Source organism: Streptomyces sp. CBMA29, assembly GCF_014596445.1.
Classification (GTDB): domain Bacteria; phylum Actinomycetota; class Actinomycetes; order Streptomycetales; family Streptomycetaceae; genus Actinacidiphila.
The window spans coordinates 1-7,463 of sequence record NZ_MECL01000205.1; the positions used below are offsets into that span (position 1 = coordinate 1).

Here is a 7,463-nt window from a genome sequence, read left to right on the forward strand (position 1 = left end):
CCGTCGAGCGCCACCGCCGCGCGCCGCTCGCGCGGCACCACCGCACGGCGGTGCAGGACCGCGTACCCGTCGTCCTCGATCGCGTCCAGGATCCCGCCGTAGAGCACGAGAGCGGTACGGATGCACGGCCTGGCCACCGGGTCGAGCATCGGCAGACCGGGCGCCGCCTCCCGGTATACGCCCCGGGTCAGTTCGGCGGCGGCCCGCAGCGCCTCGGTGATCCGTGCGTCGCGGGCGCCGGTCGTCCGGCTCCACAGCAGCAGGCCGCGGTCCACGCCGTGCGCGGCGAGCAGGTCCGCGGGCAGGTAGACCCGGCCGCGGTCCAGGTCCTCCCCGACGTCCCGCAGGAAGTTGCTGAGCTGGAAGGCGACACCGAGGGCCGCGGCGTGCGGGGCGGCCTCCGCGCGGGGGACGACCGTGCCCAGCACCGGCAGCATCTGGAGCCCGATCACCGCCGCGGAGCCGTGCATGTAGCCGCGCAGGTCCGCGTACGTCGGGTAGTCGCGCACTTCGAGGTCGCTGCGCATCGCCGCCATGAAGTCGGTGAAGTGCCGGTGGTCGATGTCGTACACGGCGGCCGTGTGCGCGAGCGCCCGCACCACCGGCTCCGTGCTGTTCCCGTGCCGCAGCCCGGCCGCCAGCTCCTCCTGGAGCGCGTCGAGCGCGGCGGCCCGCTCCTGGAGGGTCCGCGTCCGGTCGAGGCTGTCGACGATGTCGTCCGCCCAGCGGGCGAAGCCGTACAGCGCGTGCACGGCCGGTCGCCGCTCGACCGGGAGCAGCCGGGTGGCGAGGAAGTACGTCTTGCCGTGCCGGGCGTTGAGCTGTCGGCAGCGCGCGTACGCGGCGCGCAGCGCGGGCGCGTCGATTCCGGCCGCGTCGAGTTCGCGCGCGGTCACGCCGGGGTGCCTTCCGTCGCGAGCCGGGTCCGGGCGGGCGGGGACGGCCGGTGCGGGCGCGGCCCGGTGACGCGGGCCGCGGCGAGCTTGCCGGAGACGAGCACGGTCGGCACGCCGACGCCGGGCGTGGTGCCGCAGCCGGCCAGCACCGCGTTCTCGGTGCCGCGCACCAGGTTCCGGGGACGGAACGGGCCGGTCTGCGCGAAGGTGTGGGCCGCGGAGAACGGCGTACCGGCCGCGTGCCCGTCCGCCGTCCAGTCCGCGGGCGTCACCAGGGACTCCTCCTCGATGGCGGCGCCGATCCCGGTCAGGCCGCGGCGCTCCAGCTCGGCGAGGAGACTGTCGCGGTAGCGCGGCGAGAGCTCTCCCCACGCGCGGGCGTCCGGACCGACGGCGGTGTTGGGACAGGGGGCCAGTACGTAGTGCAGGTGCTTGCCGGGCGGGGCCAGTTCCGGGTCGGTCGCCGTCGGCCGGGTGATCAGCAGCGACGGGTCGGACATCAGGCTCCCGGCGCGCGTCAGTTCGCGGAAGGTCTCCTTCCACGCGGCGCCGAAGGAGATCGTGTGGTGCGCCAGCTCCGGCCAGGTGCGGTCGGTGCCCGCGTGCAGGATCACCGCGGAGGGCGAGTGCCGCAGCGGGACCGCCCGGCGCGGGGTCCGGCCGAGCAGCCGGTAGGCGACCGGCAGATCGGGGGTGAGCACCACCGCGTCGCAGGCGATCCTGTCCTGGTCCGTGACGACGGCGGTGATCCGGTCGCCGGACCGCTCCAACCGGGTGACGACCTGCCCGTACCGGAAATCGGCCCCCGCGTCGGCTGCCGCGTCCGCCATCGCCCGCGGCAGCGCGTGCATGCCGCCGCGCGGGAAGTAGACGCCCGCGACGGTGTCCATGTAGGCGATCACCGCATAGGCGGCGAGCGCGCGGGCCGGCGGCACGCCCGCGTACAGCGCCTGGAAGGTGAAGACCCGGCGCAGCCGCTCGTCGGAGACGAAATCGCCGATCCGGGCGTCGAGGCGGCCGAAGCCGCCGAGCGCCGCGAGCCGGACCAGGTCCGGGTGCACGAGCTGGAGCGGCGAGTCGAAGTTGGCGTCGATGAACCGCCGCATCTGGACCGCGTAGAGGTCGGTGAGCCAGCGGCGCAGCCGCCGGTAGCCCGCCGCGTCCGCCGGACCTGCGAAGCGCTCGATCTCCGCCTCCATGGCCTCCGCGCCGGTGTGCACGTCGAGGCGGCTGCCGTCGGCGAACAAGGCCCGGTAGGCCGGGTGCAGCGCGATCAGGTCCAGCCGGTCGGCCATCGTCTCGCCGACGGCCGCGAACGCCTCCGCGACCAGGTCAGGCATCGTGAGCACGGTCGGACCCGTGTCGATCCGGTAGCCGCCCTGCTCGGTCCTGCCCGCCCGGCCGCCGGGCAGCAGGGCGCGTTCGACCACCGTCACCCGGCGTCCCGCGCCCAGCAGGTGCAGCGCGGCGGACAGCCCGGACAGACCGGCGCCGACCACCACGACATGATCGGTGCGTCCCGTGACGGTTCTCATCGGTGGTCTCCTGCGGCAGCGGCTTCCCGCGGGCCCGGTCCGGCGGCGGCCGGCCGGTCCTGCGGGTGCGGGGCGTGGTGTACGGACCGGCCGTCCGGGCGTACGCCCGCGGCGCGTTGGAAGAGGTCGAGGAGCCGGGCCCTGGCGGCCGGCCCGACGCGCGTCGCGCCCGCCAGGAACCGGGCGCTGTCGGCGGCCAGTTCCTCGATCCGGTGCTCGACGGCGGCCCGCGCGCCGGTCGCGACGAGCAGGTCCCGTACCCGGTCCAGATCGCCGTCGGACAACCGCGGGTCGCCGACGGCCGTCTCCAGCAGGGCGAGGGCCTGCCGGTCCTGCGCGGCCTCGGCGCGGTCGCGGGCCACCGCGATCAGGTAGTTGGGCTTCCCGTCGCGGATGTCCTCGCCGGTCGGCTTGCCCGTGCACGCGGGGTCGCCGAACACCCCGTGCAGGTCGTCGCGCAACTGGAAGGCGATACCCGCCTGGCGGCCCGCCGCGCACAGCGCCCGGGTGGTCTCCTCGTCCGCCCCGGCCAGAGCGGCCCCGAGCGCCAGCGGGCGCTCGACGGAGTACAGCGCGCTCTTCAGCCGGGCCGTGCGCAGCGCCCGCGCGGCCGACCGCGCGCCGGTGGTCTGCCCGTGCAGATCCAGGTACTGACCGGCCACCATCTCGGTGCGCATGGCCTGCCACAGGACCCGCACCCCCCGGGAGGTGTCGCCGGGCAGGGCGGTGGCCGCGACGGTGTCGTCGGCCCAGGCCAGCGCGAGGTCGCCGACCAGGACGGCGGCCGCCCGGCCGAAGGGCTCGGCCGCGCCGGAGCGGCGCGCGCAGCGGTACTGCGCGTCGAGGTCGAGATGGACGGCGGGCTGTCCGCGCCGCAGCGCGGAGCCGTCCATCACGTCGTCGTGCACCAGCGCGCAGGTCTGGAGGAGTTCCACCGCGGCGGCGATCCGCAGCGCCGCGTGCACCTCCTCGGCGGACCGTCCGCCGCCCGTGGCCCGCAGTCCCCACCACAGGAACTGCGACCGGGTGCGCTTGCCGCCGCCCAGGGTGAACCTGGCGACCCGCTCGGCGAGGTCCCGCGCGAAGACCGCGTCGATCGCCGCCGCTGCCGCCACCCGCTCGCCTAGCTCGTGGGCCAGCACCCGCCCGACGCGGTCCGCGACGTCCGCGTCCACGTCCGCGGGGTCCGGCGGGCCGGGGACAAGGACGCGCGCGGAAGCGTCGTACGGGGCGCCCCGGGACGCCTGCTCACCGGGGGAGGGGTGCTCGTCCGCCGCGATGCGCCTCATCGACTTCCTCTCCTCGTCGTTCGGCTTCGTCACCCGTCATTCCGTCCGGGACGCCCCAACGGATGCAGCGGACGTCCACGGCCGCCGGACGGGCGAAAACACCTCACCATGAGTGACCTACCGTCACCGCGTCGCCACTTCGGGTCACCGTCGACGGAATCTCCGCATGCGGGTGGTCCGGCCCGCATCCGGCCGACCGGGCCGGGCGGAAGAGACCGTGAAGGGGGACGGTGGGGGGAACACCACGCGCGGAACGGAGCTGCTCATGATCAGCGATGCCACCGAACCCGGACCGCTGTGCCTGGTCACCGGGGCCTCGGGGTACATCGGCGGACGCCTGGTGCCCGAACTGCTGGCCGCCGGTTACCGGGTCCGGTGCCTGGCCCGCACACCCGGAAAGCTCCGCGACCACCCCTGGGTGCACGACACCGAGGTGGTCCAGGGCGATGTCACCGATCCCGACTCGGTGGCGGCGGCGATGCGCGACGTGGACGTGGCGTACTACCTCGTGCACGCGCTGGGCACCGGCGCCGGCTTCGAGAAGACCGACCGGGAGGCGGCCCGGATCTTCGGCGAGCGGGCCCGCGCCGCCGGGGTGGGACGCATCGTCTACCTCGGCGGCCTGACCCCCGGCGGAGTACCGGAGGCCGACCTCTCGCCGCACCTGCGCTCCCGCGCCGAGGTCGGCCGCATCCTGCTGGACTCGGGGGTGCCCACCACCGCGCTGCGCGCCGCGGTGATCATCGGATCGGGCTCCGCGTCGTTCGAGATGCTGCGCTATCTCACGGAACGGCTGCCGGTGATGGTCACACCGAGCTGGGTCCGCACCCGGATCCAGCCCATCGCCGTCCGCGACGTGCTCCGCTACCTCGTCGGGAGCGCCGCCATGCCGCCGGAGGTCAGCCGCCCTTTCGACATCGGCGGCCCGGACGTCGTCACCTACCGGGAGATGATGCAGGGCTACGCGGCGATCGCCGGACTGCCCAAACGCCTGATCGTCCCGGTCCCCGTCCTCACCCCGCGCCTGTCCAGCCACTGGATCGGACTGGTCACCCCGGTGCCCCGGTCGATCGCCCGCCCGCTCGCGGAGTCCCTGCGGCACGAGGTGGTCTGCTCCGAGCACGACATCGCCCGCTATGTGCCGGACGGCGAGGGACAGCCCTTCCCGCTCCGCCGCGCACTGACCCTGGCCCTGCGGCGCGTCCAGGACGCCCAGGTCACCACCCGCTGGTCCTCCGCCTCACTGCCCGGCGCGCCCAGCGACCCGCTGCCCACCGACCCCGACTGGTCCGGCGGCAGCCTCTACACCGACCGGCGCGAGCAACTGGTCGACGCCTCACCCGAGGCACTGTGGCGCGTGATCGAGGGCATCGGCGGCACGAACGGCTGGTACTCCTTCGGTCTGGCCTGGGCGGTACGCGGCTGGCTCGACCGGCTGGCGGGCGGTGTCGGGCTGCGCCGCGGACGCCGTGACGCCGTTCATCTGCGGACCGGGGACTCCCTGGACTTCTGGCGGGTCGAGGAGATCGACCGCGGCAGGATGCTCCGGCTGCGCGCCGAGATGCGGCTGCCGGGCCTGGCCTGGCTGGAGCTGCACGCCGACCGCGACGACCAGGGCCGCACCCTGTACTGGCAGCGGGCGCTGTTCCACCCGCGCGGGCTGCTCGGCCACGCGTACTGGTGGAGCATCTCGCCCTTCCACGCGGCCGTCTTCGGCGGCATGGCACGCAACATCGCCAAGGCGGCGGCAGAGGGCCGGTCCGCCCGGCAGCCGCGACCGGTCACCACCCACTGACCGCTAGGGTGCGACCGGCCGCTCCTGACCGGCGGCCATCACGGCCCGCAGCCGGGCGGCAGCCCAGTCAGGACCGCGCTCCCGGACCCGGGCGGACAGCTGCCCGAGTCCGGGCGGCGGCGCCGTGAGCAGCCCGGCCACGGCGTCCCCGATCTGCCGCCCGGTCACCGCGGCCGGATCCAGGACGACGGCCGCCCCGGCCCGCTCGGCGTCGTGGGCGACGGCGAACTGGTCGCTGGAGAAGGGCAGGACGAGCGCAGGGACGCCCGCGGCGAGGCATTCGGTGAAGGAGTTGTTGCCGCCGTGGTGCACCATCGCGTCCACCTCCGCCAGCAGCGCGCGCTGCGGTACGGAGGCCGCGACGCACACCCGAGGGCCCGCCAGATCCGCGAGCGCCGCCGTACGGTCCCCGGCCGCCAGGACGACCGTCGCGTCCGGACAGCGCTCCAGCACGCCGCGCGCCACGGTCCGCAGCACGTCGTCCCTGGCCGACAGGAAGGTGCCGAAGGCGACCAGTACGACCTTCCCCGCCGTCGCCCGCAGCCGGTCGGCTTCACCGCGCCAGTACGGGTCGAGGACCGGCGCGTCCGGCGCGGCGCAGTGACCGGCGTAGAGGGCTTCCCGGCCCTCGGGCGGCACGGGCAGGCCGCCGAGCGGCGGGTAGCAGTAGACGACGGCGTGCGGTGAGGTCAGCGCGAACGCCCGGCCGGGCGGCGGCCGGTGCGGGGCGTGGAGTGCGGCGAAGTCCGCGAACAGCGAGGTGAAGGCCGCGTCGTTCGCCCGTACCGCCGTGCGCAGCGCCGCCCGCTCGGCGGGGCGCGGCCGGATTGCGGCGGGCCAGGCGCTGGGTTCGCCGAAGAAGGCGTCGGGGCCGGATGGCAGGTAGCCGGGATGTCCGGGACAGTAGGAGGCGTACGACAGCCCGAGGCAGTGCAGGGCGAGCGTCACCGGGTAATTGAGCTGGTCCACCAGGTACCAGTCCGGCCGCAGCCGGTCTTGCAGGTTCCGCAGGTCCGCCAGGATCCGCTCCGGGTCGGCGAGCATGTCGGCGCGTCGGTGCCGGGCCTGGGCGAGCAGCGCGGGCACCGCGCCCGCCCTGGTGGCGTCCAGGAATTCGGTGAGACGCGCCGCCTCCGCAGTGTCCTGCTCGGTCCTCTCAGCGATCCCCGTATTGGCGTTCCGCGTCACCGTGAGCGGTACGAAACCGATGTCCGCGTCCCGCGCCAGCTCCTCGAAGGCGGGCGCGCACGCGAAGTGCACCTCGTCGCCCGCCCGCCGCAAGGCTCCCGCCAGGACCGACAGCGGCCGGGCGTGCGACTGGAAGGGAGGGCTGACCACCACGATCCGGGCCATGGGACTCCTTCGGTCGAGCGGTGTCCGCGTACGGCGCAGTCGCCCCCGCGGATCTCCACGGCGGCGTGCGGCGCGGCTGCGACGGCAGATCCTGCCAGGTCAGGGGCGTGCGCGCCGTGAGGCAGAACCGGCGCCCGAGGTGCATCCAATCCGCCCGGCCGTACGGAAGCGATGACTGTGCACGATCCGCAGCCCCATTCGCACGGGAGAGGCCGCCATGGAAGACATCGCACTGCCGACCGGTCCCGCGGCGGACTCCGCCACGGGAGCGGTCGGCGACGGGACGGTCACCGGGGACATCGTCGCCGGTCCGGGTGCTTACACGGGGCCCGCGCCGGACGACGACGCCTTCGTCGACCTCCGTTCGACCTTCTGGACCGGCCGGATCCGGCCCGCCGCCGCGGGCGCCGGGGCGCTGCTGAACCTGACGCAGGCGGAGTACGGCTGGCCGGTCCCCGAGGGCGTCGCCTGGGAGCCGGAGGACCTGGCCCTGGCGCGGATCCGCCGCGCCTGCCGGATGGGCCTGGCCCACCGGCCCGAGACGCTGACCGGCCACGCCGGCGGCTCGGACCGGCTGCGCGCCGCCGTGGCCGAG

Annotated in this window: 6 protein-coding genes; 2 read left to right on the top strand and 4 right to left on the bottom strand. The window is 75.2% G+C overall.

Annotated elements, in window-relative coordinates:
• The 3 genes from BGM09_RS27490 to BGM09_RS27500 form a co-directional block, all read right to left on the bottom strand.
• Positions 1 to 896 (bottom strand): phytoene/squalene synthase family protein (locus BGM09_RS27490; RefSeq protein ID WP_188284407.1); only part of this gene is annotated, 896 nt, incomplete at its 3' end.
• On the bottom strand, positions 893 to 2,431 hold the full coding sequence (locus BGM09_RS27495; protein WP_188284408.1) for a phytoene desaturase: 1,539 nt from the start codon (positions 2,429 to 2,431) through the stop codon (positions 893 to 895). The genes BGM09_RS27495 and BGM09_RS27490, both read right to left, overlap by 4 nt.
• Positions 2,428 to 3,720 (bottom strand): polyprenyl synthetase family protein, encoded by a 1,293-nt coding sequence (locus BGM09_RS27500; RefSeq protein ID WP_188284409.1) that lies wholly within the window; start codon positions 3,718 to 3,720, stop codon positions 2,428 to 2,430. The genes BGM09_RS27495 and BGM09_RS27500 overlap by 4 nt, the downstream gene beginning before the upstream one ends.
• Before the next feature lie 265 nt (positions 3,721 to 3,985).
• On the opposite strand from BGM09_RS27500, the gene BGM09_RS27505 reads away from it, so the two are divergent.
• Positions 3,986 to 5,515 carry an SDR family oxidoreductase gene (locus BGM09_RS27505; RefSeq protein WP_188284410.1) on the top strand — a complete coding sequence of 510 codons (1,530 nt, stop codon included), beginning with the start codon at positions 3,986 to 3,988 and terminating at the stop codon, positions 5,513 to 5,515.
• A gap of 3 nt (positions 5,516 to 5,518) precedes the next feature.
• On the opposite strand, the gene BGM09_RS27510 is transcribed toward BGM09_RS27505, so the two are convergent.
• On the bottom strand, positions 5,519 to 6,868 hold the full coding sequence (locus BGM09_RS27510) for a glycosyltransferase (protein WP_188284411.1): 1,350 nt from the start codon (positions 6,866 to 6,868) through the stop codon (positions 5,519 to 5,521).
• 217 nt (positions 6,869 to 7,085) lie between these two features.
• Here BGM09_RS27510 and BGM09_RS27515 point away from each other — a divergent pair.
• The coding region (locus tag BGM09_RS27515) for a hypothetical protein (RefSeq protein ID WP_223187690.1) at positions 7,086 to 7,463 on the top strand (378 nt) is incomplete at its 3' end.

Coding starts and splice junctions, on each gene's coding strand:
- BGM09_RS27495 (WP_188284408.1), bottom strand. CDS start 2,431: ATGAGAACCGTCACGGGACGCACCGATCATGTCGTGGTGGTCGGCGCC.
- BGM09_RS27500 (WP_188284409.1), bottom strand. CDS start 3,720: ATGAGGCGCATCGCGGCGGACGAGCACCCCTCCCCCGGTGAGCAGGCG.
- BGM09_RS27505 (WP_188284410.1), top strand. CDS start 3,986: ATGATCAGCGATGCCACCGAACCCGGACCGCTGTGCCTGGTCACCGGG.
- BGM09_RS27510 (WP_188284411.1), bottom strand. CDS start 6,868: ATGGCCCGGATCGTGGTGGTCAGCCCTCCCTTCCAGTCGCACGCCCGG.